At 32.9% G+C, this 24,930-nt stretch carries 27 protein-coding genes; 13 read left to right on the top strand and 14 right to left on the bottom strand.

Going from position 1 to position 24,930, the window contains the following annotated elements:
* From hemE to hemA, 3 genes are read right to left on the bottom strand one after another with little or no spacing between them, the layout of a single operon-like run.
* Complete coding sequence (gene hemE / locus ABD690_RS03705; protein WP_344727213.1) at positions 1-1,026, bottom strand: uroporphyrinogen decarboxylase; 1,026 nt, start codon at positions 1,024-1,026, stop codon at positions 1-3.
* Positions 1,027-1,085: 59 nt separating this feature from the next.
* Positions 1,086-2,660, bottom strand: coding sequence for a hydroxymethylbilane synthase (gene hemC, locus ABD690_RS03710; RefSeq protein ID WP_344727215.1), 1,575 nt, complete (start codon positions 2,658-2,660; stop codon positions 1,086-1,088).
* The gene (gene hemA / locus ABD690_RS03715) at positions 2,653-3,915 is read right to left on the bottom strand and encodes a glutamyl-tRNA reductase (protein WP_344727217.1); all 1,263 of its coding nucleotides are present in this window, start codon (positions 3,913-3,915) and stop codon (positions 2,653-2,655) included. Before hemA ends, hemC begins: the two co-directional genes overlap by 8 nt.
* A 191-nt stretch (positions 3,916-4,106) precedes the next feature.
* Between hemA and ABD690_RS03720 the strand changes: the two genes are divergently transcribed.
* From ABD690_RS03720 to ABD690_RS03755, 8 genes are all read left to right on the top strand, one after another.
* Complete coding sequence (locus ABD690_RS03720; RefSeq protein ID WP_344727219.1) at positions 4,107-5,009, top strand: helix-turn-helix transcriptional regulator; 903 nt, start codon at positions 4,107-4,109, stop codon at positions 5,007-5,009.
* 17 nt (positions 5,010-5,026) lie between these two features.
* Positions 5,027-6,070 (top strand): ferrochelatase, encoded by a 1,044-nt coding sequence (hemH, locus tag ABD690_RS03725; protein ID WP_344727221.1) that lies wholly within the window; start codon positions 5,027-5,029, stop codon positions 6,068-6,070.
* A complete protein-coding gene (locus tag ABD690_RS03730; protein ID WP_344727223.1) occupies positions 6,060-7,412 on the top strand; it encodes an MATE family efflux transporter in 1,353 nt (450 codons plus the stop codon). The genes hemH and ABD690_RS03730 overlap by 11 nt, the downstream gene beginning before the upstream one ends.
* 4 nt (positions 7,413-7,416) lie before the next feature.
* Positions 7,417-7,968, top strand: a complete 552-nt coding sequence (locus ABD690_RS03735; protein ID WP_344727226.1) for a CopD family protein — start codon at positions 7,417-7,419, stop codon at positions 7,966-7,968.
* A gap of 59 nt (positions 7,969-8,027) precedes the next feature.
* Positions 8,028-9,482, top strand: a complete 1,455-nt coding sequence (locus ABD690_RS03740; RefSeq protein WP_344727228.1) for a sensor histidine kinase — start codon at positions 8,028-8,030, stop codon at positions 9,480-9,482.
* Positions 9,483-9,487: 5 nt separating this feature from the next.
* Positions 9,488-10,270, top strand: a complete 783-nt coding sequence (locus ABD690_RS03745) for an enoyl-CoA hydratase/isomerase family protein (RefSeq protein WP_344727230.1) — start codon at positions 9,488-9,490, stop codon at positions 10,268-10,270.
* Between the two features lie 8 nt (positions 10,271-10,278).
* Complete coding sequence (locus ABD690_RS03750; RefSeq protein WP_344727232.1) at positions 10,279-10,908, top strand: hypothetical protein; 630 nt, start codon at positions 10,279-10,281, stop codon at positions 10,906-10,908.
* A gap of 107 nt (positions 10,909-11,015) precedes the next feature.
* On the top strand, positions 11,016-12,089 hold the full coding sequence (locus tag ABD690_RS03755) for a PA0069 family radical SAM protein (RefSeq protein ID WP_344727235.1): 1,074 nt from the start codon (positions 11,016-11,018) through the stop codon (positions 12,087-12,089).
* Positions 12,090-12,222: 133 nt separating this feature from the next.
* On the opposite strand, the gene ABD690_RS03760 is transcribed toward ABD690_RS03755, so the two are convergent.
* The 5 genes from ABD690_RS03760 to ABD690_RS03780 all read right to left on the bottom strand — a co-directional run bounded on the left by ABD690_RS03760 (position 12,223) and on the right by ABD690_RS03780 (position 15,766).
* The gene (locus tag ABD690_RS03760) at positions 12,223-12,789 is read right to left on the bottom strand and encodes a Crp/Fnr family transcriptional regulator (protein WP_344727237.1); all 567 of its coding nucleotides are present in this window, start codon (positions 12,787-12,789) and stop codon (positions 12,223-12,225) included.
* A 114-nt stretch (positions 12,790-12,903) separates the two neighbouring features.
* Positions 12,904-13,560 carry an HD domain-containing protein gene (locus ABD690_RS03765; protein ID WP_344727239.1) on the bottom strand — a complete coding sequence of 219 codons (657 nt, stop codon included), beginning with the start codon at positions 13,558-13,560 and terminating at the stop codon, positions 12,904-12,906.
* A 2-nt stretch (positions 13,561-13,562) separates the two neighbouring features.
* The gene (locus ABD690_RS03770; RefSeq protein WP_344727241.1) at positions 13,563-14,546 is read right to left on the bottom strand and encodes an acyl-ACP desaturase; all 984 of its coding nucleotides are present in this window, start codon (positions 14,544-14,546) and stop codon (positions 13,563-13,565) included.
* Positions 14,547-14,556: 10 nt separating this feature from the next.
* Positions 14,557-15,294, bottom strand: a complete 738-nt coding sequence (locus tag ABD690_RS03775) for a lysophospholipid acyltransferase family protein (RefSeq protein ID WP_344727243.1) — start codon at positions 15,292-15,294, stop codon at positions 14,557-14,559.
* A 61-nt stretch (positions 15,295-15,355) separates the two neighbouring features.
* Positions 15,356-15,766, bottom strand: a complete 411-nt coding sequence (locus ABD690_RS03780) for a BrxA/BrxB family bacilliredoxin (RefSeq protein ID WP_344727245.1) — start codon at positions 15,764-15,766, stop codon at positions 15,356-15,358.
* A gap of 117 nt (positions 15,767-15,883) precedes the next feature.
* On the opposite strand from ABD690_RS03780, the gene ABD690_RS03785 reads away from it, so the two are divergent.
* Genes ABD690_RS03785 through ABD690_RS03795 form a run of 3 tightly spaced genes read left to right on the top strand, consistent with a single transcriptional unit; the run spans position 15,884 to position 17,321 of the window.
* Entirely contained in the window at positions 15,884-16,657 is a 774-nt protein-coding gene (locus ABD690_RS03785) for a TerB family tellurite resistance protein (protein ID WP_344727247.1), read from the top strand.
* Positions 16,658-16,843 (top strand): hypothetical protein, encoded by a 186-nt coding sequence (locus tag ABD690_RS03790; RefSeq protein WP_344727249.1) that lies wholly within the window; start codon positions 16,658-16,660, stop codon positions 16,841-16,843.
* Positions 16,844-16,898: 55 nt separating this feature from the next.
* A complete protein-coding gene (locus tag ABD690_RS03795; RefSeq protein ID WP_344727251.1) occupies positions 16,899-17,321 on the top strand; it encodes a hypothetical protein in 423 nt (140 codons plus the stop codon).
* A gap of 1 nt (position 17,322) precedes the next feature.
* On the opposite strand, the gene ABD690_RS03800 is transcribed toward ABD690_RS03795, so the two are convergent.
* The 5 genes from ABD690_RS03800 to ABD690_RS03820 are packed head-to-tail and all read right to left on the bottom strand — an operon-like array spanning position 17,323 to position 23,549.
* Positions 17,323-18,483, bottom strand: coding sequence for a metal ABC transporter permease (locus tag ABD690_RS03800; protein ID WP_344727253.1), 1,161 nt, complete (start codon positions 18,481-18,483; stop codon positions 17,323-17,325).
* On the bottom strand, positions 18,476-19,603 hold the full coding sequence (locus ABD690_RS03805) for a metal ABC transporter permease (RefSeq protein ID WP_344727255.1): 1,128 nt from the start codon (positions 19,601-19,603) through the stop codon (positions 18,476-18,478). The genes ABD690_RS03800 and ABD690_RS03805 overlap by 8 nt, the downstream gene beginning before the upstream one ends.
* The gene (locus tag ABD690_RS03810; protein ID WP_344727257.1) at positions 19,603-20,337 is read right to left on the bottom strand and encodes a metal ABC transporter ATP-binding protein; all 735 of its coding nucleotides are present in this window, start codon (positions 20,335-20,337) and stop codon (positions 19,603-19,605) included. Before ABD690_RS03810 ends, ABD690_RS03805 begins: the two co-directional genes overlap by 1 nt.
* Entirely contained in the window at positions 20,337-21,251 is a 915-nt protein-coding gene (locus ABD690_RS03815; protein ID WP_344727259.1) for a metal ABC transporter solute-binding protein, Zn/Mn family, read from the bottom strand. Before ABD690_RS03815 ends, ABD690_RS03810 begins: the two co-directional genes overlap by 1 nt.
* 42 nt (positions 21,252-21,293) lie before the next feature.
* Positions 21,294-23,549, bottom strand: a complete 2,256-nt coding sequence (locus ABD690_RS03820) for a TonB-dependent receptor (protein ID WP_344727261.1) — start codon at positions 23,547-23,549, stop codon at positions 21,294-21,296.
* Positions 23,550-23,649: 100 nt separating this feature from the next.
* On the opposite strand from ABD690_RS03820, the gene ABD690_RS03825 reads away from it, so the two are divergent.
* Together ABD690_RS03825 and ABD690_RS03830 are read left to right on the top strand one after the other, a co-directional pair.
* Positions 23,650-24,306, top strand: a complete 657-nt coding sequence (locus ABD690_RS03825; protein ID WP_344727263.1) for a metal-dependent transcriptional regulator — start codon at positions 23,650-23,652, stop codon at positions 24,304-24,306.
* Between the two features lie 22 nt (positions 24,307-24,328).
* Positions 24,329-24,745 (top strand): hypothetical protein, encoded by a 417-nt coding sequence (locus ABD690_RS03830; protein ID WP_344727265.1) that lies wholly within the window; start codon positions 24,329-24,331, stop codon positions 24,743-24,745.
* A gap of 34 nt (positions 24,746-24,779) precedes the next feature.
* Here the strand turns inward: ABD690_RS03830 and ABD690_RS03835 are convergent, their stop codons facing one another.
* Positions 24,780-24,923: a FeoB-associated Cys-rich membrane protein gene (locus tag ABD690_RS03835; RefSeq protein WP_344727267.1), complete on the bottom strand. Its 144-nt coding sequence runs from the start codon at positions 24,921-24,923 to the stop codon at positions 24,780-24,782.
* Between the last annotated feature and the right edge of the window lie 7 nt (positions 24,924-24,930).

The following is a 24,930-nucleotide window of genomic DNA, read 5'->3' on the forward strand; positions in this document are numbered from 1 at the left end:
TTAGGCATTATATTCTTTAACGGCGTCAATAAATGCTTTAGCATGATCTAAAGGAATGTTTGGTAAAATACCGTGACCTAAATTTACGATATATTTGTCTTTGCCAAACTCATCAATCATTTGATGTACCATTTTTTTAATTTCAGCAGGAGGTGATAATAGCCTTGATGGGTCAAAATTACCTTGTAATGTAATATTTCCGCCTGTTAAATAACGTGCATTTCGTGCTGAACACGTCCAATCAACGCCTAAAGCAGATGCGTTAGATTTTGCCATGTCATTAAGAGCAAACCAACAACCTTTTCCAAAAGCAATTACAGGTGCATCGTCTTTTAACGCCTCAATGATTTGATTAATGTATTGCCATGAAAATTCTTGATAATCGGTAGGAGACAGCATGCCACCCCAAGAATCAAAGACTTGCACTGCATTACAACCAGCTTTTACTTTTTCTTTTAAATAAGCAATGGTAGTATCTGTTATTTTTTGAAGCAATTGATGAGCTGCTACTGGATTTGTAAAACAAAACTCTTTGGCTTTGTCAAAATTTTTGCTTCCTTGACCTTGTACGCAGTAGCATAAAATGGTCCAAGGAGATCCTGCAAAACCGATAAGAGGAATATCGTTGTTTAAAAGTTCTTTTGTTGCCTTTATAGCTTGGTATACATAGTCTAGTTCTATAGTGACATCAGGAACAATAACATTGTCTACATCTTTTTGTGTTCTAACAGGATTTGGTAGATATGGTCCAAAGTTAGGTTTCATTTGTACCTCAATATTCATAGCTTGAGGAATAACCAGAATGTCGCTAAATAATATAGCTGCATCCATACCATAGCGTCTTATAGGTTGTACGGTGATTTCACTTGCTAATTCTGGTGTGCGACAACGCGTAAAAAAATCATATTTTTCACGAATTGCGATAAATTCAGGTAAATAGCGCCCGGCTTGACGCATCATCCATACAGGCGGACGATTAACAGTTTCGCCTTTTAAGGCTCTTAAAAATAAATCGTTTTTAATCATAATTTATCTGAAATATTATGTTGTTACACTTATTTGAAACACAAATAAGTGTAATAAAATTAAATATAATGTTCGTTTACTAACTCTATAACGCTTTCAACTGTTGGTATTTTTGCTACTCTTACATCGCTAAAGTGTTTTTTTGCTTCTTTAGCTGTTGTCTCGCCAATGCAAAAAGCAATTCCGTTAGGGGTATTTTGCTTAATAAAACTTTCAACAGTTGATGGGCTGTAAAACATAACGCCATCTAGTGAGTTGCTAACTTTTTTAGAGTCGTACTTTGTTTGGTAGGCTTCTATAGTGTTAACTTTTATTTGTTCAGCTTCAAGTATACTTGGTAAATCATCTAGTCGTAAATCACTACAGAAATACGTTATTTCGCTACCGTCAATATTATTCAACAGGTATTTAGCTAAAGATTTAGCGTTTTTTTCAGAGTGCGTTACAGCACCAATTTTTTGCTCTATAAGTTTTTTGGTTCTGCGACCTACACAATAAATGTTTTCAAATTTAAGTGCATTGGCAGGATGGTTTGTTACTATAGATTCTACCGCATTTTTACTAGTGATTACAACGTTTTTTATAGGTGCTTTAAAAACAGCTGGTTGTATTCTGTTTGGGCTAATTTTTATAGCATCATGACTTTCTACAACAAGATTATCGTTAAATAACTGTTGTTGTGTTTCAGTAAAAGACTTGGTGGAGTATATGTTAGTTTTTGATGTTTCTATTTTTAAAGCATCTATCAGTCTTTTGCCTCCGCGTTCTATAATATAATTTGAGCAAAAGCTTGCTATATTTTTGTGTTTGCCTAGTTTTTCGGTACGAGTTACTTCAATTTTTTTAGTGCCATCTGGGCTTAATAAAATGCCTTTAAAGTTTACTTCGTTGTCTTTTATAAAAGCTAATGCACCTATTGGTGCTGTGCATCCACCTTCTAGTAAGTTTAAAAAGTCACGCTCTATTTGGGTGCATATTTCGGTTTCTTCGTGATTTATTTCAGCACAAATAGCTCTAGTTTCTTCATCATCTTCCATAGCAACTACCATAACTGCGCCTTGAGCAGGTGCAGGAATCATCCAGTCTAGATTTATAGATAGTTCTGGTTTTATGTTTAGTCTGCCTAATCCCGCAGCAGCAAATATGGCTCCATTCCAGTTGCTGTTTTCTAGTTTTTGTAGTCTTAAGTTTACATTACCACGAAGACCAACAACAGTGTGAGTTGGGTAACGATTTAACCATTGAGCTCGTCTGCGTAGGCTTCCTGTGGCGATTATTCCTTCTTTTTGAGAAAGGAATTCTTCATTGTTTTTAAAAACTAGAGTGTCTTTTATATTTCCGCGTTTTAATACAGCTGCTTGTACAATGCCTTTTGGTAATACTGTAGGAACATCTTTCATAGAGTGTACAGCAATATCTATATCGCCGTTAAGCATTGCTATATCTAGCGTTTTTGTGAAAACACCTGTGATTCCTAGTTCGTATAAAGGTTTGTTTAAAACAAGATCACCAGTAGATTTTACGGGTACTAATTCTGTTTTATGACCTAATTTTTCTAGTTGTTTTTGTACTGTTTTGGCTTGCCATAGTGCTAATTGACTATCTCGGGTACCAATACGTATTGTTTTAGACATGTTCTTGAAGTTCTTCTAATTGAAAAACCTTTTTTATAAGTTCAAGGCTTTCTATTGTAGAAATATCGTTATCTTTTAAATGATGCGCAAAATGATTGGTGATTTTCTGAATAATATTATTACTTATCAATTCTGCCTGCTCTTCGTTAAAACCAGTTAATTTTTTGCGTTGTGTTTCTAGCTCGGCGTTTTTAAAGTCTATCAGTTTATGTTTAAGCGCTTTTATTGTAGGTGCAAATTTTCGTGTTTCTAGCCAGTTATTAAACTCTGTTTCTACATCATTTATAATAGCTTCGGCAAGTGGAATTTGCGCTTTTCTTTTTTCTAAAGTTTCATCTGTTATTGTTGATAAGTCATCTATATGTATGCGTGTTACATGTTTTAATTCTGTAACATTTTCGTGTACATTTTTAGGGATTGACAAATCTAAAATTAACAGTGGTTTTTCAGATTGAATTAAATCTTTGCTTACTGTTGGGTTTTGTGCGCCTGTGGCAACTATTAATATATCAGCAAGATTAATCTCATCTTGTAGGTTTGCATGATCTTTAACTATTAGATTAAACTTTCCAGCAACTTCTTCAGCCTTTGTTTTTGTTCTGTTAATTAAAGTAATATGCTCATTTTTTGTATGCTTAACAAGGTTTTCGCAAGTGTTTCTTCCTATTTTTCCTGTTCCGAAAAGTAAAATGTTTTTGTTTGATACATTTTCTACATTTTTCATAATGTACTGAACAGATGCAAAAGATACCGAAGTTGCTCCAGAAGAAATATCTGTTTCGGTTTTAATGCGCTTGCTTGCTTGAATAACAGCGTTGATTAAGCGTTCTAAAAAGGCGTTTAATAAGCTAGATTTTTTTGATAATCTAGCGCTAGCTTTTAATTGACTTATAATCTCAAAGTCACCTAAAATTTGACTATCCAAGCCAGAGCCAACTCTAAACATGTGATAAATAGCGTCTTTACCTTTGTAAATGTATGCAACCTTTTGAAACTCTTCTACAGTTCCTTTGGTGTTATCACATAGTAACTTTATAAGTTGAAACGGGTGTTCTGCAAAGCCATAAATTTCTGTTCTATTACATGTAGATGTAACAATTAAGCTTTCAATATCGCTGTTTTGGGCTTGCTTTAGCAGATTGGTTTTAGCTGTGTCATCTAAACTGAAGTGACCTCTAATTTCGGCATCAGCCTTTTTATAGCTTAAGCCAATTGCATAGAAATATGTTGTTTTTGTAATCGTTTTATTTTTCATAAATCCCTTCGGATATTCTGGAAACAAAAATATATGGTTGATACGAAATAAAATAACGCTTAAAGAACAATAAATGTCGCTGTTGGTTTTTTTGTTATGTTTTTTATGAGAATAAGATAAATGTCATACTTTTGTAGCAATAATAACGTTTTAGCAAACATTAGTTTAGAATCAATCTAAATAACTTTGAAATGAATTCAGATTTTAACGCTTTAAAAAATAACGCTAAAGGGTCGTTTAATGAGGTTGCTATTGAAAATGATTTTTTTGTTTTAACCTATCAAAACAACAATAGTGTTGTAGAGTCTCTTGAGCGAGAAATAGATAGTAGTTTTATACAATTTCATTTTTGTTTAAAAGGAACATGTAAGTTTATTTTTAATGAAGGCAGATACGCTTTAGATATTAAAGATGAAAAAACATTGCTACTTTATAATCCGCAGAGAGATTTACCCATACATTTAGAAATAGATCCAGATTCGTGGTTGGTTTCGGTTTTAATATCTATAAAGAAATTTCACGGGTTATTTTCTCAAGAAGCCGATTATATCACATTTTTGAGTGATGATAATAAGGATAAAAAATATTATAAAGACGGAATTATATCACCATCTATGGCGATAGTTTTGACGCAGCTTTTGCATTATAATCTCAATAAATCTATCAAGAGTTTATACTTTAAAGGAAAAGCATATGAGTTATTGAGTTTGTATTTTAATAGAAGTGAAGATGCTAATATAGAGCAGTGTCCGTTTTTAATAGATGAAACCAACGTAATAAAAATTAGAAAAGCTAAAGATATTATCATCTCTAGAATGACCGAGCCGCCAACGCTACAAGAACTTGCAGATGAGATACAATTAAGCCTGAAAAAACTTAAAGAAGGTTTTAAAGAAATTTATGGCGATTCAGTTTTTAGCTTTTTATTTGATTACAAAATGGAAGTAGCCAGGAAATTGTTAGAATCAGGAAATAATAATGTTAACGAAGTTGGACTAAAAGTAGGTTATAGCACCGCTAGCCACTTTATATCAGCATTTAAAAAGAAGTATGGCACGACGCCAAAAAAATATATAATGTCATTATCTTCGTAACTCTTTAAAAAGCATACATGAAAGGAGTCTTACTAGTAAATTTAGGGTCGCCAGATAGCCCTGATCCAAAAGATGTAAAAAAATATTTAGGTGAGTTTTTAATGGACGAGCGCGTTATAGATGTACCGCTTTGGGCAAGAAACTTATTGGTAAAAGGTATAATTTTAAATACACGGCCAAAAGCATCAGCGGCAGCATACAAAAAAATTTGGTGGGAAGAAGGATCGCCGCTTATTGTTATTTCTGAACGCTTGCAAAATAAAGTACAAGAACAAGTTCAAGTTCCTGTTGCTTTAGCAATGCGTTATGGAAGTATGACCATAAAAAAAGGTATTCAAGAATTAGTAGATAAAGGCGTTGATGAGGTCTTTTTAATCCCGCTATACCCTCAGTTTGCCATGGCAACTACAGAAACTATTTTGGTATTAGCTGAAGAAATAAGAAAAGCACATTTCCCTGATATAAAAATTACAGATTTACCCGCATTTTATAACAATGCAGACTATATAGATGTGCTTTCAAATAGTATTTCTAAACATTTATCAGGTAAATCTTATGAGCATTTATTGTTTTCATATCATGGTGTTCCAGAACGCCATATAAGAAAAAGCGATGTAACAAAATCTCATTGTAAAATAGATGGAAGTTGTTGTAAAACACCATCAAAAGCACATGAGTTTTGTTATAGACATCAATGCTTAGAAGTAACAAGATTAGTTGCAGAAAAATTACAATTACAAGAAGGAACTTACTCAACATCATTTCAATCACGATTAGGTTTCGATCCTTGGTTATTACCTTACACAGATAGAACCATAGAGCGCTTAGGAAAAGAAGGAATTAAAAATATGGCTATAGTAACTCCAGCATTTGTGAGTGACTGTTTAGAGACTTTAGAAGAAATAGCTATGGAAGGTGAAGAGATTTTTCATGAAATGGGAGGTAAGGAGTTTACTACAGTTCCTTGCTTAAATGATGACGATGCTTGGGTAAGCCTATTATCAAAATGGATAAATAACTGGGTGACTAAACCAGAAACACAAACCGTAAATGGCAAATAAAATATCATCTCAAGATTTAGGAACTAAACCTATAAAAAAGCTATTAATAAAGCAATCTGTTCCTGCCGCTATAGGAATTTTGGTTATGTCTCTAAATATATTGGTTGATACCATTTTTGTTGGAAATTGGATAGGTTCAATAGCCATAGCAGCCATAAATGTTGTGTTGCCAGTGTCCTTTTTTATTGCGGCTTTAGGAATGAGTATTGGTGTTGGAGGATCATCAATTATTTCAAGAGCACTCGGAGCAAATAATAAAGAAAAAGCTTTAAAAACATTCGGAAATCAAATTACGCTTACCTTATTGTTTACTGTAGCTTTTGCTTGTTTTGGTTTGCTTTATGTAGATGATATTATTCCTGCTTTTGGAGGAAAAGGCGCAATTTTTGACCCAGCAAAAATTTACTATAAAATAGTATTGTATGGCGTACCTTTTTTAGGACTTTGTATGATGGGAAACACGGCAATTAGGGCTGAAGGTAAGCCTAAATTTGCTATGTATGCCATGATGATTCCTTCTATAGGAAATCTAGTTTTAGACTATTTATTCATTAATGTTTTAGATTATGGAATGGCTGGAGCTGCTTGGGCAACTACAGGATCTTATATGCTTTGTATTGGTTTTATAATCTGGTATTTTTTATCAAATAAATCTGAATTAAAAATTGATGCCTCGCATTTAAAACTTCAAAAAAATGTTGTTTCAGAAATAGCCTCTTTGGGGTTTGTAACCTTGGCAAGACAAGCTGTGGTAAGTATTACTTACTTATTTATGAATAATATTTTATATAATCTAGGTGGCGAAACATCAGTAACAGCATATGCTATTGTAGGTAGAATGCTCATGTTTGCTTTATTTCCTGTTTTTGGAATAACCCAAGGGTTTTTGCCTATTGCAGGATATAATTATGGAGCCGAAAACTATTCTAGAGTAAGAAAAACTATAAATACAGCTATTGGTTATGCCACAGTATTGGCTACTACTATTTTTATATTATTAATGGTATTCCCAGAGCAAATTACACGCTTATTTACTTCAGATGTTGACGTACTAAAAGAAGCCCCTAATGATATGCGTTGGGTGTTTGCAATGACGCCTATTATTGCTGTGCAACTTATAGGAGCTGCTTATTTTCAAGCCATAGGGAAAGCTATTCCAGCGTTATTACTCACTCTTACAAGGCAAGGATTCTTTTTCATTCCACTTATTTTAATTTTGCCTAATTTTTATGGTGAAATGGGCGTTTGGATGTCGTTTCCTATTTCAGATATTTTAGCTACCGTAGTAACAGCTTTCTTTTTAAATAGAGAAATACGTAAAACATTAGTTGTCAAAACTTAATTTTATGACTGAATATTACAATTACATAAAAGCATTACACCTCATTTTTGTAATCACGTGGTTTGCCGGTTTGTTTTACATTCCTAGATTGTTTGTTTATCAAATAGAAGCATTTCATAAGCCATCTCCTGAAAAGGAAATTTTAGGAAAGCAGTTAAAGCTCATGGCAAAACGCTTATGGAATATCATTACTTGGCCGTCAGCTATTTTGGCAATTGTTTTTGCTATTTGGTTGCTTATTTTACAGCCGTTTTGGTTACAACAAGGTTGGATGCATGTAAAACTTACATTTGTGATCTTATTGATTTTTTACCACCTAAAAACACATCAGTTTTATAAACAGTTACAACGCGATGAGGTTAAAAAATCATCAAACTTTATGCGTTTATGGAACGAAGGCGCAACATTCATTCTATTTGCTGTTGTTTTTTTAGTTATTCTAAAAAATGCAATAAATTGGATTTTTGGTGTTATTGGAATCTTGGTTTTAGGAATATTATTAATGTTAGGTTTTAAGATTTACAAAAATATTCGTGCTAAAAATCCAGATGCATAAACAGCTTTAAATCTTTGGTGTGATTATTGTTATATTTATCTCATCACAAATATTTTTAAATGCAATTAAGAAAACTATCCTTACGATTTAGAATTTTTATCGCCATGATTCTTTTAGTATTAATGGCGTCTATTTTGATAGCGATAGTAACTATTTATCAATATAACGAAGAAGCAAAAGACTACCACAAAGACCGTTTAGATAGTAAAGAAGAAAACATTCGTGAAAGTATAAATTACACGCTTCGTGAAACTACTTATGAGGTCAAAACAGAACGAATTCCATTAATATTTAAAGAGAAATTAAGCGAAATAGCAGCTATTCATAAACTTCAGATTAATTTGTATGATTTAGAAGGAAGTTTGTTAAAATCATCAAAAGCGAGTTTGTCTTTAGATTCTATTCCAAAATGTATTCAAGCCGAAGTTTTAAACACATTAGCAAACACTGTTGAGCATCGTTATGTAGGTGAGCATATAGAAAACGGAGAAACCTATCAAACGTCATTTTCTTACATAACAGATGAGAAGTTTAAACCACTAGCTATATTAAATTTACCATATTTAGAAAACGATGGTTTTTTAGATAATAAACTTAAAGAGTTTTTAGAGCGCTTGGCTTATGCCTATCTTTTTATGCTAATTATAGCAGTTATTTTGGCTTATCTTTTGTCAAAATACATTACCAGATCGCTAAAAACCATTAGCGATAAAATGAACGCAACTAGGTTAGAAAAACGTAATAAAAAAATAGAGGTTGAGTCTTCAAGTGAGGAGATTGAAACATTGGTAAAATCATATAACGCTATGATTGATCAATTGGAAGAAAGTGCAGTAAAGTTAGCCACTAATGAGCGTGAACAAGCCTGGAGAGAAATGGCAAAACAAGTAGCACATGAAATTAAAAATCCGCTTACACCTATGCGATTAAGCGTGCAAAGTTTTCAGCGAAAATTCGACCCACAAGATGAAAACATTCATCAAAAGCTAGATGAATACACAAAAACGCTTATTCAACAAATAGACACAATGAGCTCTATCGCTTCGGCATTTTCAAATTTTGCTAAAATGCCTGCGCAACAAAATGAATCACTAAACGTAGTAGAAATATCAAAACTTGCTATTGATATTTTTAGTGAAGATTATATAGTATTTGTTTCAGAAAAAGATGAAATCTGGGCAAATTTTGATAGAACACAACTTATTAGGGTAATAACCAATTTAGTGAAAAACGGTATTCAAGCCATTCCAGACGAACAAGAGAATAAAAAAATAGTTGTTAGTGTTTTAGAAACAGAAAAAGATGTGGTTATCTCTATATCAGATAATGGTGCAGGTATTTCTGAAGCCAATAAAACGAAGATTTTTGAACCAAAATTTACCACAAAAACAAGTGGAATGGGACTTGGTCTTGCTATGGTGAAAAATATTATGGAAACTTATAACGGAAGTATTACCTTTACAACTGAAAAAGATAAAGGCACTGCTTTTGTCGTAAATTTTCCAAAAAAATAAACACAATGACATATAACAATATCCTTTCAGAATTTAACAACGGCATAACAACCATTACAATAAATAGACCTAAAAAGCTAAACGCGTTAAATAAAGAAACTATTCAAGAACTTCATGAAGCGTTTAAAGCTGCAGATGCAGATAAAAACACCAAAGTTGTAATTGTTACAGGAAGTGGAGAAAAAGCCTTTGTAGCAGGTGCAGATATTAGTGAATTTGCTGATTTTGATGTAGAAAACGGCGGAAAACTTGCCGCTAAAGGTCAAGAATTGTTATTTGATTTTGTTGAAAATTTAAGCACTCCGGTAATTGCTGCTGTAAATGGTTTTGCCCTTGGTGGTGGTTTAGAACTAGCTATGGCATGTCACTTTAGAGTGGCGAGCGACAATGCAAAAATGGGCTTACCAGAAACATCGCTAGGAGTTATTCCTGGTTATGGTGGTACACAACGTTTGCCACAACTTATAGGTAAAGGTCGTGCTATGGAATTGGTTATGACTGCTGGCATGATAGATGCTCAAACAGCGCACAATTACGGACTTGTAAACCACGTAACCACTGTAGATGAATTATTACCGCTAGCCGAAAAAATAGCCGGTAAAATTATGAGAAACTCATCTGTAGCGATTAGTAAAGCTATTAAAGCCGTAAATGCCAATTATAAAGATGGTGTTGATGGTTTTGCAGTTGAAATAGAAGAGTTTGGTAACTGCTTTGGCACAGCCGATTTTAAAGAAGGTACCACAGCCTTTTTAGAAAAACGTAAAGCTGATTTTCCTGGGGAATAGTTTGTGTTTTGAGAATTACTCTATACTTATTAACCGTATTTATTATTTTAAGCTGTCAAGAAAAAACAGTTAATATTAAGTATTATCCTACCAACGAGTTTTCTGTAGAAGAAGATTATTTAAAACTAGATTTAGATACAACTAGCTTGAATTTTAAAGAAATCACGAATTTGATAAGTGAAAATCTTTATGATAATAGAAAGACAATTATTGAGATTCAAGACGGATCGACTTTAAAAAAAATAATTCCATTTTCTCGCAGCGGCTGTTATTTTCATGAGAAAAATACTCTTGGTGTTAAGTTAGATTCTATCCGACTTTATAATGCGACAAAGTATTCAATACAAGAATTAAGACCAGTGTTAAAAAAACATTATTTAGATATCCATAAAAACTATCCTTATTCTAAATTTCCGCAAGTGCCAATTATAGAGGTTGAAATTGATACTAATAGAACAGGAAAGGAATTAAAAAGTTTTTTAATTAGTATAACAAGAACATTTGATGAGATAAAAACTGAGGTAAACGATAGTATAGAATTAACAATATTTTTTAATTGGTTTAGACAGGTTCCGCCTCCACCGAAACCACCTTTAAAAGATATGTCTAAAGTCATTGAAATTATTGAGGATGATTAATATAGTGTTTGTTAATAACCCAAAAAACCTTTAACAGTTTTCAGGAACAATAATATGTAATTTTAAGGTGTCGTATTTTCTATAACAACACCTAATTTTATTTTTTAATGAGTTCCAAGTCTTCTATAAAAGGTCGTGGCGCACAAATTAATGTGCCCAACAAATTCTTTGAAATGAGTCACGAAATGCGTGATGACTTCTTGGAGTATTGTGCCAAGGAAGGTGAAGAAGCTGATAAAAACAAAACACGTTATTTGCCCATATTTCCTAAAACCATTGTCAATAAAGTTAAAAGTCCAGATGTTGGCATGGCGTATTCTATGAATATGTATCAAGGTTGTGAACATGGCTGTATTTATTGCTATGCAAGAAACACCCATGAGTTTTGGGGCTTTAGCGCTGGATTAGACTTTGAACGACGTATTTTAGTAAAAAAAGATGCGCCAAAACTACTAGAGGCTTTTATAACACGAAAAAATTGGCACGCCTATCCAATTGTAATGTCTGGTAATACAGATTGTTATCAGCCTGCTGAAAAGGAATTCAAAATAACAAGGCAATGTCTAGAAGTGTTTTTAAAGTATAGACACCCAGTAGCGATTATCACAAAAAACGCTTTAATACTTCGTGATTTAGATATTTTAAAAGAATTAGCAACGCATAACCTTATAAACGTAAATATATCTATTACATCACTATCTGAAAACACACGTCGTGTTTTAGAGCCACGAACAGCAACCATAAAAAAACGATTAGAAACTGTAAAAACACTAAGTGATAATGGCATTCCTGTAAATGTGATGTTGGCGCCTATCATCCCATCAATAAATAGTCATGAAATATTACCTATGGCAAAAGCAGTATCAGAAGCTGGAGCTTTAAGTATAGGTCATACTATTGTGAGGCTTAATGGTGCTATTGGAGAAATCTTTACCGATTGGATTCAAAAAACAATGCCGAATCGTGCAGAAAAAGTACTGCACCAAATTGAAAGCTGTCACGGAGGTAGTCTAAACAACTCTACATACGGTAGTCGTATGCGAGGCGAAGGACAAATAGCAAAACAGATAAATGATTTAATTCATTTAGCGAAGCTCAAGTACTTTAAAAATAAAAATATGCCTAAACTTAATTTAGAACTGCACGAACAATATAAAGATGGACAGTTGAAGTTGTTTTAATAAATAAGAGCAGGCTTAAACCTGCTCTTATTATTGATAACTATTAAACTAGTCTTGGGAGAAAAATTAATAGTAGCGGCAATTTATAAGTTTTATGATAACTATAAGTTAACATATGTTAATTTTAAAATAATTAAATTTGTTTTTTTATTCTACTTAATTGAACAGGTGTTATGTTTAAGTAAGATGCGATTTGAAATTGAGGAATAATAGAATCAATATTCGGAATGTTTTTTTGTAGGTTTCTATAGCGTTCAGTTGCGTTTAATGTAATGAGTTCTAGCTGTCTTTTTTCATAGTTTATATAAACCTTTTCTAAAATCTTATTATATAGGTTGCTTATATCTATATGTTTTCTAGTATACTCTAAAAACTTAACGAAATCAACTTCATAAACTTCACATTTGGTTAAGGTTTCATATGTTAGTAATGATGGTTTGTTTGAAGTAATGGCAGTTAAAGGACCAATAAAGTCTGTTGGAAAATATAAATTTTTATTCCATTCTTTACCAGATTCAGTAACAATAAAAGATCTGGCTATACCTGAATTAAGCTGGTATATTTTATTTGGCTTTTTGCCTACCTCGGCAATTTTTGTATTCGCTTTTAATATTTTTTTTGAAGATATTTGCTGTAATAAATAAAAAGATTCTTCTGAAATATTGAAATAGGATTTTAAATACTCAAAATTAGGATGCATTAATTAATAATGTTTATGAGCCTTAAATATACGGGTAAAATTTATATTTTGTGAATAGCATAAAATATTCATAATTAAATCACTTAAAAATATGAGAAAGTAATATAAAATTAATTACTGTTTTCCTTCCCATTCAGCATAAAAATGCTCTAAATATTGAAGCATAAATGTATGGCGTTTTTCAGCAAGTTTTTTTCCTGTTTTTGTATTCATTTTATCTTTAAGCAAAAGAAGCTTTTCATAAAAATGATTAATGGTTGGTGCTGTTGATGATTTATACTCAGCCTTGCTCATGTTTAAATTAGGAGCTATTTCCGGATTGTAAAGAGCTCTATCTTTAAACCCACCATAATTAAAAGCTCTAGCAATTCCTATAGCTCCAAGCGCGTCAAGTCTGTCAGCATCTTGAACTACATCTAGTTCTGGAGAACGAAACGTTTTATTAATATCTAATGATGAACTATAGGAAATGTTTTCAATAATTTTAATTACATGCTGAATAGTTGCTGTGTCAACATTAAGGTTCTCTAAAAATTCACTAGCTATTTTAGGACCTATACTTTCATCTCCATTATGAAATTTGCTGTCAGCAATATCGTGAAGTAATGCACCAAGCTGAACAACAAGAGTGTCAACATTTTCATGGTTGGCAATAAGTAATGCATTTTTATAAACGCGTTCTATATGAAACCAATCGTGGCCACCTTCAGCATCTTTCAGCGCTTGTTTTACAAAAGCAATTGTTTTTAAAATTATGTCTGAATGATTCATGGCTAAATAGCAGGTTCAACCCATTTAAATTGATATGAATTTTCAGGGACTTTCATACGCTCTGATAAGCGCGTTAAACGGCTAGGAAGTTTCATTAAATAATCTCTAGCTTTTTCAGCATCATCTGATAGGTTTGTTATTTTATCTATTTCCCAACGCTTGATGAGTTTCTGTAATATATCTACATAATCTTGAGATGTGTAAACGCCAATACGTTGTGCGGTATTTGAAAACTCCTCAAAAGCAGTGCTTATTTTTTCTCCTGATTCTCTTAAAAAATGTGCTGGCATAGTAATTTTTAGCTTCATCATGTGCTGAAAAGCAAGCATCATTTGGCTTGGATCAACCTTAAAAATACGTTCAACAAATTCACAATATGCATGATGATGACGCATTTCGTCACCAGAAATTATTTTACACATTTTTGCTAATTGTTTATTGCTTTTTTCTTTAGCGATTTTTGCCACACGATTGTGCGATATATAAGTAGCTAACTCTTGAAAGCTTGTATACAAAAAGTTTTTGTAAGGGTCTCGATCAGTACCAATATCAAAACCATCAGCAATAAGATACTGTGTGGTTTTTTCTATTTCTTTCATATTTACACGACCAGATAGGTAAAGGTACTTGTTAAGCACATCACCGTGACGGTTTTCTTCAGCAGTCCAATGTCTTACCCATTTTCCCCAAGAATTTCTACCTACTTGATCTACACCTTCTACATCCATAAGCCATGACTCGTAAGTAGGTAAGGCTTCTTCAGTAATCATATCGCCAACCAAAACAACCCAAAAATCATATGGTAGCTCTTTTGATAATTCACGTATTTCTTTTACGTCATCTAAAAAGCTATCGCTTTCAGAGTTAGGTAAAAAATCTGTAGGTTGCCAAATTTTTTCAATAGGCATTAAATATTTTTTTATTAGAGAGTCAACATCTTTTTCTAAAAATTGCATGACTTCTAATCTTACGTTCTTTAAGGACATGTTTAGATTTTTATGATTTTATACTAGAGATTATTGTGGTCTCTATGTTTTTTATGAGTTCTTGTTTATCTGTTACAGATGCAAGTTTTATTGGTTTATGAACCGTAAATGATACATTGGCGCCTAATCCCATTGGGTATTTGCCGTATTTTAATAATTTCCAAGAGTTATTTATTGTAATAGGAACAATAGTGGCTGAAGGAATTTTCTTGAATAAAACTTCTAGGCCTTTTGTTTGAAAAGCTTTTGGTTTTCCGTTTTTACTTCGTGTACCTTCAGGAAAAATAACAGCTGCTCTATGATTTTTTTCTATGTATTCTCCAAATTTCATTATGGCAGGTAAAGACTGTTTTGGGTTTTTACGATCTATTAAAACAGAGCCGCCATGACGCAAATTAAAAGAAACACTCGGGATACCTTTACCTAATTCTTTTTTGCTAATAAATTTAGGGTGGTATTTTCTCATATACCATATTATAGGAGGAATATCATACATGCTTTGATGATTAGCTACAATAATTAGCGGTTGATTTGGTTCTATATCATACGGGTTTGTAAACGTATATCGGGTTCCTAAAATATTAGTACACCTCATTATAAAAAACTGTAACCAATCAACGCTTACCTTATGAGCATTGTAACCAAAAAGTTTAAGACAAAACCACTGAATCGCATGAAAAATAACCAATGTTATTAAAAAGCATAAAGAATATATTGTGGTTAATATGTATGAGAGAATTTTAATCATATACAAAATTAAAAAACCACGTTTTAAAACGTGGTTTTATTTTAATTTATTTAACAGCTGTTTAGCAGTGCTCATTGTAAGCATCCATAAGGTTTTCAGCGATTAAATCAGCTGGTCTTCCTTCAATATGATGACGCTCAAGCATATGAACTAATTCTCCATTTTTAAATAAAGCCATACATGGCGAGCTTGGAGGAAACGGAATCATGTGTTCACGAGCTTTGTCTACAGCTTCTTTGTCAACACCTGCAAAAACAGTTACGGTGTAATCTGGACGTTTTGCATTTTGTAAACTTTGTTTTGCTCCTGGGCGTGCATTTGCAGCGGCACAACCACATACCGAGTTTACTACAACAAGCGTAGTTCCTTCTTTAGCTAAAGCAGTGTCAACAGCACTTGCTGTTTGTAATTCCTCAAAGCCAACACTTGTTAAATCTTCGCGCATTGGTTTTACTAATTCTGCTGGATACATATATTATATTTTTTATGATTATTGTTTAATATGGCAAAGATACCAATTGTGTAACAAACAGCACATCTGTTCTACTAACAAATAGTATATTTGACGATAAATAAAATTGATAGTTATATGAGTTTTACAAAATGGATTGGTGCAGCTTTAGGATGGTCTTTTGGTGGACCAATAGGTGCTATTATTGGTATGGCATTAGGAAGCATGGTAGATGCAGTATCTGATGGAAAGGAACGTCCGTTTTTAGGGCAAGACCAATCAAGACAAAGACAGCGTACAACTTATAGATCTAGACAAAAGCGCCCGCAAACACAATCGGGAGATTTTGAGGTGAGTTTATTAATATTAGCATCAGTTGTTATAAAAGCAGATGGCAAGCAAGATCAGCGCGAATTAGATTTTGTACGTCAACAATTTGTTAATATGTACGGTAAAGAACGCGCTAATCATGCGTTTAAACTTTTTAAAGGAATTAATAAGCAACAAATACCTACACGCCAAGTATGTATGCAAATACAGCGTATGATGGATCATCCATCACGATTGCAATTGCTTCATTTTCTTTTTGGAATAGCTAAAGCAGATGGTCATGTTACTGAATCTGAAATAAAACAAATTTATACCATTTCTGGGTATTTAGGTATAAGCTCACGCGATTACGAAAGCATTAAAGCCATGTTTTATAATAGTAGTGATAATGCTTATAAAATTCTAGAGATTGATAAAAGTGCTTCAGTGACTGAAATAAAAGCAGCTTATAGAAAGATGGCAAAAAAATATCATCCAGATAGAGTTGTGCATTTAGGAAAAGAACATCAAGAAGGCGCCGAAGAGAAATTTAGACAAGTACAAGAAGCTTACGAAAAACTTCAAAAAGAGAAAGGATTCTAAATGTATTATTTATTAGGAACCATAGCGGTGTTTGTGATAGCTTATATTCTCATTAAGCTAACGGTAAATACAAAGGAAAACCCAGATTCTCAATTGGGTATTATGGATCATCCAAGTACATTTAAAAAACAAGATATTGAAATGGTTGATAAGCGTTTAGGTGAAGACGAAAAACCAATAAAGTAAAACTGTGGCATAGTAATTGTTTTTTTGGTAGATCATAAACTAAAAAACCAATCATATGAAAATCACTCTTTCTTTATTCACTATAATTATACATTTTTTATCAGTTGCTCAAACAAAAAGTATTGTTGGGACTTATGAAATGCGATTAGATTCTAGTAACGCTTTAGTTGTAGATACGTTAGTTTTAAACAATGATGGTACGTTTGTTTATCATGTATACGACAAGCATGATGGAGGTATTCCACCAGAAAGAAATATGTATGGAAAGGGTACCTGGAAACTTGAAAATAATATTGTTTTTTTCAAGACAACCACATCAGATATTGATAAAACACACACATTAAATTTCAATAATTCTAAAGCAAGATTTATTACAAAATCTCCAAGAGATAAAACGAATAGGGAAATACCAACTTCGTTAAGGTTTTTTAAGTCGAATATTTTTTGGGTAAAAGGAAGAAACTTATTAAAAAAATAAATTAGCCCCTAAACAAAAAGAAATCATCTTTCATGTCTTCTATTTGAGCATCTTCATTGGTTATAATATAGTCAATGGCTTTTGACGTGAATGCATCACCTTTTTCGGTTAAAGAGACAATCCGATTATTAATTTCTATCATATTGTTTTTTAATGCTAAATCTAAAACAGTTTTACTTCGTACTTTTTGCCAATTAATATGCTCGTTTAGGTGATTTACATGGCGTTCGTTTTCTTCGTTATGATTTTTTAAATGCAATAAAAATGTAAGTAAAGAGACTTCAGTACGTTGTTGTTTTTCTCTGTATAACACAGCGATTATGCCTTTGCTTGGAGCAAAAAGATATACAATAAAAAATATCACACCAAGCATGGTTGTGATTGAACCAGCTATCGAGGCATCTAACCAGTGGGCAAACCAGTAGCCAGTAATGGCACTTAAAACACCAAACAAGCAAGAAAGCAATAACATCTTTTTTAAATCTGTGGTAAGTAAATAGGCCGTTGCGGCAGGTGCAATCATTAATGCAACAACTAGTATTGCACCAACAGCATCAAATGCACCAACTGTGGTTATAGAAGAAACGGTCATTAAACCATAATGTATTGCCACAGGAGAAAACCCTAAAGCCGCAGATAAACCAGCATCAAAAGTGCTTACTTTTAGTTCTTTAAAAAAAGCAAAAAGCAATGTTATGGTTATTGTTAATATGCTGCCTATTATCCATAAAGATTTCGGACCATAATCAGTTCCAGAAATCATTAATCTATCAAAAGGAGCAAAGGCAAGTTCACCTAAAAGTACAGCATCAATATCCAGATGCACATCATTGGCGTTTTTTGCTATAAGAATTACACCAATGCTAAATAGCGCTGGGAAAACAAGTCCAATAGCAGTATCTTCTTTTACTAATCCTGTTTTTTGAATACGTTCTACTAACACAACGGTTATAATGCCTGTAAAAGCAGCTAAAAATATAAGTAACGGATTGTTGAGGTCTTGCGTGATAAAAAAACCAATAACAATTCCTGGTAAAATAGAGTGACTAATGGCATCGCTGATCATAGCCATTTTACGAAGCACTAAAAATGTACCAGGAATAGCACAAGCAATAGCCACTAAACTAGCAATTAACTGTATTTCTATTTGTGCGCTACTCATCGTCTTTGGTTTGTTGATTATATAGGTTTGCCGCCTTTTCAAACCCTTGTTTTGTTAAGCTCCACATATTTCCTTCAATGATTACATAGTTTTTGTCTACTAGTTTTTGAAGTGTTCCTCTTGTAAACCCTTGAAAGTTGTTTAATATTTTAATAGCATGCGGATGCGATATGTTTTCGTGACCTTCTGCTATATGATACATAAAAGCTAAAGTTTTATGAAGCTCTAAATCACGTCTGTTTTTTATAAACCTTATTTGACGAAATAATAACCCTCTACTTGGTGAAAATACAAATGAAAAAAGGACAAATACACTTGCAACAAGTACAATTACAGGTCCTGTTGAAAGGTTGTTTTGACTGGCACTAATAGCTGTTCCAAAAACCCCAGAGAAGGCACCAAAAATAGCTGCTAGAATAACCATAGTTGATAAACTATTTGTCCATTGTCTTGCGGCGGCTGCAGGAGCTAATAACATAGCACTCATTAAAACAACACCTACGGTTTGTAAGCCTAATACAATTGCTAGAACAATAAATGACGTGATTAAAATATCAATAGTTTTTGTGTTGAACCCTAGTGTTTTTGTGTAATCAGCATCAAAGAGTAAAATTTTAAATTCTTTCCAGAATAACAACATAATAACTAAACAAACTCCTGTTACAATTGCCATAAGCCAAACATCATTTACGACTAGTGTTGCGGCTTGCCCAAACAAATATTTATCTAATCCGGCTTGGTTAGCGTTAGGTTGTTTTTGAATAAATGTTAGTAATAACATACCAAAACCAAAAAACACAGAAAGAATAAGTCCTAATGCCGTATCAGATTTTAAATGTGTTTTTGTAATGATACCTCTAATCCAAAAGGTGCCAATCAATCCACTAATCAAGGCTCCTAAAAGGAGTATATGAGTGTCTTTAATTCCTGTGACTAAAAAGGCAATGGCAATTCCCGGTAATGCGGCATGAGAAATAGCATCACCCAATAAGCTTTGTTTTCGTAGCACAGCAAAACTTCCTAGCATACCTGTAATAGCACCAAGAATTGCGGTTCCAAGTGTAATGGTTCTTAAGGTGTAATCGTTAATGATTAAAGAAAAATACTCTTGTAAATTCATTACTCTTGTAAGCTTACTTTGTAATTAATTCCGTAGGTTTTAGTTAAGTTATCATCATTAAAAATATCCATAACAGGACCTGTAGCAATCTTTTTTACGTTTAGAAATGTTACCCAATCAAAATATTCAGGCACAGTTTGTAGATCATGATGTACAACAATGACTGTTTTTCCTGCTTTTCGTAATTCTTTTAAAATATTGATAATGGCGACTTCGGTTGTTGCATCAACACCTTGAAAAGGCTCATCCATGAAATAAATAGCAGCATCTTGTACAAGAGCTCTTGCTAGAAAAATACGTTGTTGTTGTCCTCCAGAGAGCTGGCTAATTTGCCTGTTTTTAAATGGAAGCATACCAACTTTTTCTAGAGCTTCTAATGCTGCTTTTTTTTCTTTTTGGCCAGGACGTTTTATCCAGCCTAAACTTCCGTAAGTTCCCATCATAACAACATCTAAAGCTGTAGTTGGAAAATCCCAATCAACACTTCCTTTTTGAGGGACATAAGCTACAAGCTCTCGTTGCTTTTCATAAGGTTTTCCGTATATTGAAACGCTTCCAGCGATGGGTTTTAAAATACCTAAAATAGCTTTTATAAGCGTAGATTTTCCTGCGCCATTAGGTCCTACGATAGCCATAAGTACGCCTTCAGGAATTTCTAAATCTATATCCCAAAGTACTGGTTTGTAGTTGTAAGCAACAGTTAAGTCATCAACTTTTACGGCTAGTTTTTTCATTATTTTAATGCGTTTACAATTGTGTTTACATTGTATTTAAACATCCCAATATAGGTGCCTTCTTCAGTGCCAGCATTACCTAATGCATCCGAGTATAATGTACCGCCAATTTCTACATGATGGTCTTTTGAATTTACGGCTGCTTGTAATGCCTCAATAGTACGTTTTGGTACAGAACTTTCTACAAAAATGGCTTTTACTTTGTTTTCTATAATAAAAGCAGCCAATTTTTGTACATCTTGAACACCGGCTTCTGCTGCAGTTGAGATACCTTGCAGGCCAACAACATTAAATCCGTATGCTTTTCCAAAATAACTAAAAGCATCATGGGCGGTAACTAAAATACGTTTTTCTTTAGGAAGAGTTTCAATAATGGCTTTTATTTCGGTTTCTAAAGCATCTAATTTCATGATGTAGTGTTTACCATTAGCTTCAAAAGTAGCTTTGTTTTCAGGGTTGGCTTCAGAAAGTGTTTCAACCACATACGCTGTTATGGTTTTCCAGTAATCAATATTAAACCAAACATGAGGATCATAATTACCTTTAAAGAACTCTGATCTGATGAGTGTTTTAGGATCTAAAGCATCTGAAAGCGCTACTGTTTTTATGTTTTGGTGTGCCATTTTTTCAAAGACTTCAACCAATTTGCCTTCAAGGTGCAATCCGCCATAAAATATGATATCAGCATTTGCAAGCTTGGTGACATCGCCTTCACTAGCTTTGTATAAATGTGGGTCGACACCGCTTCCCATAAGTCCTTGTACATTTATGCTATCGCCGCCAATGTTTTTTACTAAATCAGTGATCATAGTCGTCGTGGTTACTACATTTAATTTGCCGTTGCTTTGTTTTTCTTGTTTACAGCTTGAAAACATCAGCGGTATAGATAGTAGTAAGAAAAATATTTTTTTCATAGGTCTAAATATTTATTGCGAATTTACTAAATATTCAATAATTTAATTAAGATTATAACGTATTCCGAAAAATAAGCGCCTACCTTGATTAGGTGCATAAACATAAGAAGGATCAAAAGTTAGTGCATAAGGGTTGTTTGGAGTAGGTATAACGTTTCCATCAGGATTGAAGCTTACTTGCTCATCAAAAGGATCATTAGCACGTGCTATAATGAAAGGTTCTCCTTTATTAGGAGTCCAGTTTAACAGGTTTTTAATGCCGCCATAAAACTCGAAATTTTTTAATCCATCATAAGTTAGTTGTATATTTTGAATGCTCCATGTTGGAGATTTGTCACTTCTAGGGTCTAATTCTCCAAGTGTTGGTAATCGCATTGGTCCATAAATGTTTCCGGTGTAATCTAAAGTTAAGTTTGTTTTATAGTTTTTATAAGATATAGCCCAAGTTCCAGAAAATTTTTCGGTTAGAATTTGATTTATTGTGATGTCATTTTCGGTTTGTGATACATCTTGATAGGTTACTCCCAGAAGTGCTTTTATACCATTTCCAAAAACAGTGTCTATATTTAAGCTAGCTCCTTTTGATGTAGCATAACCATCCAAGTTGCTGTAAATAATTTTGTTTGGGTTGGTATCATAATCAGGAAGAATAGCATTTGTGAAATGTGTATACCAAATAGATGCATCAAATGTAAACATCATCCCATTTTTGGTATAAAGTTTTTTAAGGTAGTTAATGTTTATATTATATGATTTTTCAGGTTTTAATGTTTCTTCAATAACTACATCTCTTGCACCTGTTAGAGCGGCATGCTCTTCAGTGAAAAGGTTTACTACACGAAATCCGGTACCAGCATTTAATCTAATAATATCATTGTTTGTGGGTTTATATCGATAAGCAATTCTTGGAGTAAATATAGAGCCGTGACGTTTGTCATAATCATACCTAGCGCCTAGCAATAATTTTTGTTTTGCTGAAAGTGTTATTTCATCTTGAGCAAATAATGATGGAATCACGACTTCGTCAGCTTTTATTGTAGCAGTAGTATTATCGTTATAAAAATTGTAACGAGCTGCCACGCCAAAAAGTAAGTCATGTTTATTTAACGTTTTGTCCCAAACCAATTGCCCGAAGCCTATACGCTGTTGAGCTATGTATGGTGTGTTGCCATACACAGAGTTTTGGTCATGGTCTGAATATGAAAACTGAAAATTTACCTTTTCCTTAATTGGTAATTGATAATTACCTATAATTTCAAATCGTGATGTGTATATGCTTTCACCATAAATTACATCTCCACCTCTAAAGTTTTTGTTCCATTGCATTTCGCCGCCCCAACGATCTTCATAAAAATATCTACCTGCTAATGAGAACTTACGGTTATTATTGCGCTTGAAATCCCATTTCTGAAAAATTGAAATTCTATCTTGTAGTGTTACATCAGTAAAGTTATCGTTGTTATTGTCTATAGGATTAGAGTAGTTGTAATAATTTGTACCAAGTAACAAGGTTGCTTTTTGTCCTATTTTAGCTTTGTAACCTAAATCTAGATTGGCTTCTCCCCAGCCAGTAATAAAGCCGTCTGCTGAAAATTTTGGTGCGTTTTCAGGATGTTTCGTTATAATATTTATCAAACCACCAACAGCTTCGCTGCCGTAAAGGGAAGATGCAGGTCCTTTTACGACTTCAACTTGATCTATTAGTGAATTAGGAATTCCAGACAATCCATAAACAGTGGATAAGCCACTAACAATAGGCATACCATCTATTAAAACTAATGTGTATGGACCTTCTAGTCCATTAATGTGAATGTCGCCAGTGTTACACACATTGCAATTAAGTTGTGGCCTAACACCATTAACGTTTTGTAATGCTTCAAAAATATTAGGGGTTGGATTTTTCTTTAAAAATGTCTGTGAATAAATCTCAACGGGCACAGGACTTTCTAATCTATTTACGGGCTTGAGTGTGCCTGTGACAACAATTTCATCAAGATTTTCAGCTTGTTCAAACGTAAAGTTAATTTCAAGGTTTTTAGAGTTTATAGATATCTTTTTTTCAATGGTTTTATAACCAGTAAATGAAGCGACAATAATATAATCTCCTTCAGTAACATTTTTTATAGTGTAATTACCATTCTCATCTGTTATATCGCCTTGAGTTGTGTTTTTTAAATAAACATTAGCATACATAAGGTTTCCTTCGTCGTTTTTAATATTCCCTGAAATGTCAGCTTTGTTTTGCGCTTGCGATACTGTAGTGATTATTGCTATTAAGTATATATAAATTAGCTTCATTTTAAATTAATTTTAATCAAATATAAATATATTTTTAGACTAGACTAAAAATATATTTAAAAAATTATATAACGTATATTTGTTTTTAGAAAAAGTAATTATGATAACACTAACAGAAGAGAACTACATTAAAGCTATTTTTCATTTGAGTTTGCAAGGGAAAGAGACCGTCAGTACCAATGATTTAGCAGAAGCAATGAATACTAAAGCATCTTCTGCTACAGATATGATTAAAAAGCTGTCAGAAAAAGGTTATGCTAATTATAAAAAATATCAAGGTGTTATTCTTACAGATTCAGGAAAAAAAGTCGCTCTTAGTATTATAAGAAAACACCGTTTGTGGGAGGTTTTTTTAGTTGATAAATTAGGCTTTACTTGGGATGAAGTGCATGAAGTAGCAGAACAGTTAGAGCATATAAAATCTCCAAAGTTAATTAATCAGTTAGATCGCTTTTTAGATTATCCTAAACATGACCCTCACGGAGACCCAATACCTGATATAAACGGAAATATGCCAATAGTTGAAAAAACACTACTATCTCAAGCACAAGTGGGGCATATTTATAGTTGTATTGGTGTTAACGATAGTTCTGCAGAATTTTTACAATATTTAGATACTAATAATATTCAACTAGGATCTGAAATAGAAATCATGTACATAGAACCATTTGATAAATCTATCAAGATAAAGGTAAACAACAATGAATTTACAGTGTCTAATAGTGTGGCAAAAAACTTATATTTAAAGAAAAATTAAAGACTTTACAAACCATTACGTCTTGAATAAACTAATCTATATATTTATTTTTCTCTTTGCTCTATCTGGATTTTCTCAGGATACCATTCAAGTGAGATCGCCTAAAATCATTACGAAGTTGGGTTATGGTAAAACGTTAAATAAGGATGGTATTTCTGTTAAGTTTGTAAAGGTAATTTCAGATTCTCGTTGTCCTAAAGGCGTTAATTGTATTTGGGCAGGAGAAGCAGAAGTTTTAATTGATGTTTTTAAAAACGGTGTAAAAAGAGAGCAGCGTATTATAAAAGTTTCTTCCAGCTATTTAAGCAATGCGTCTCTGGTTACTGTTTTAGATGATTCAGAACTACATGTAATGAATTTAGCTCCATATCCAGAATATGATATAAAAATTAAGCCAGAAGAATATTACTTACAGCTGGTAACCAAGCTTGTTGAATAGATTATAATTGCCAATAGGTAAGGTTGAAAACAAATCAATGACAACCACAATCACTACCGCTTCCGCAGTTTTTTGAGGAAGATTTTTTTCTTGGATTCCAAACAAATTTCATAACTAAAAATCCAACAGCAATAACTAAAGCTGTGATGACTAGTACTTCTTGAATAAAAGGATTCATAACAGTT

Source organism: Corallibacter vietnamensis, from assembly GCF_039537875.1.
GTDB classification, from domain to species: Bacteria; Bacteroidota; Bacteroidia; order Flavobacteriales; family Flavobacteriaceae; genus Corallibacter; species Corallibacter vietnamensis.